This window comes from Lysinibacillus sp. CNPSo 3705, assembly GCF_028674935.1.
GTDB lineage: Bacteria > Bacillota > Bacilli > Bacillales_A > Planococcaceae > Lysinibacillus.
In genome coordinates, this window is the sequence record NZ_JAQZSD010000158.1 from 1 (window position 1) to 1,414 (window position 1,414).

A 1,414-nucleotide genomic window follows, 5' to 3' on the forward strand; every position below is an offset into this window, starting at 1 on the left:
ATAAAGAATATTATAATAGATGAAAATATGAATAATTATTTTATAATAAAGCTACAATTAGAAAATCAAAACAAAGAGATTGAACGAAAAATTAAAATAGAAATTAATGAATATGGAAAAATTACGAAAGAAGAAGTAATTTAATAAGAATAAGTTCTATTATAAAAAATTATCTAATCTCGGAGACAATTTAAAGAGATTACCATGTTCCTGAAAACGCTATTCTTTCTATATATATTATAGAATAGGATGGCGTTTTTTATGAAATTCTTCAATTAATGGTGAGCGCCAATTATTTGCTAAAGAATTACATGGATTTCAAACTCTTACCTAAGTAAGAAGCGGAATACATTAATAAAGAATTATTCAAAGTAATTTCATCATGTCTGTAGTAATGGTTAAAATCATCAATCGTAAAATTCTTTTATAGTTAATGCTGTACAGAAGTGTACTTTGCAAGAAAAAACATAGTTCACTTAAATCCTTGATTTTACTGTATATAAAAAGCTGTCATTTTGAATAAAGATTGTTCAAAATGGCAGCTTTCTTTTATTTTTGATAAATGTTTTTTCTAAAAAAGATAAATTATTTTTAATCCACTTATTCCACAGAAGCTCCACGATAGTTTAAGTTAATTCTTCACGAATCAAGTAATAAAAGGGCTATTCAACAATTTTACTTTTTTATGGTCGCAGCTAGGAAAAGGTCGGATAATTTTTCTACAACGGTTAGTTTATTTTTAATTATCATCTTAGTCTCTTCACCATATTCATGATCTAATATATAGACAGGAGGATTATTTCCTTCGTATATATTTATTGCGTAAGGATTTCCAATACCTATTTCTAATCCTATACAAATATAACCGTTTTTGTGTACTGCACATCCAGGAACATATAATATACATTCTTCAATAATGCACTTTGGATTCAAGAATTCTATTCGTAATTCATCTTCTTCATCTTCCTCATCTAGGGGAATCACCAATTTACTATCACACACTTCTACCGTAGTCATTAATTCTGTCAACCATTCTGGAAGTTTAATATCTAGTTTTTCATTTAGGTCATTTATTTCTCCAACTGTCGCTATCCTAGTGGATATTCCAGACCTTTGGATCATTTCTTTAGCACTTGTAATTACTTCATTAACCAACTTGACTCCTCCATACTGCTTTTTACCCGTTAGCATAAATCTTTTTCTTCCTCTTTCTAAATTATATATATTAAAACAGAAAAAAAGCAGATTATGCTTACAAATTTATGGTTCAAAATATATAAGGTATCCCTGCTATATTTAAGATTAGTTGTATAATAGGTACATTAATATCAATATCCATAATGCCTAATATTACAGTACCTATTATATTATCAACGCTGAACAATATAATATAGTTAACCAATTTACTATATGT

Annotated in this window: 1 protein-coding gene; it reads right to left on the bottom strand. The window is 27.3% G+C overall.

Features of this window, described 5'->3' with window-relative positions:
• Positions 1–675: 675 nt before the first annotated feature.
• Positions 676–1,155 carry an SMI1/KNR4 family protein gene (locus PVA17_RS24750; RefSeq protein ID WP_274069339.1) on the bottom strand — a complete coding sequence of 160 codons (480 nt, stop codon included), beginning with the start codon at positions 1,153–1,155 and terminating at the stop codon, positions 676–678.
• Between the last annotated feature and the right edge of the window lie 259 nt (positions 1,156–1,414).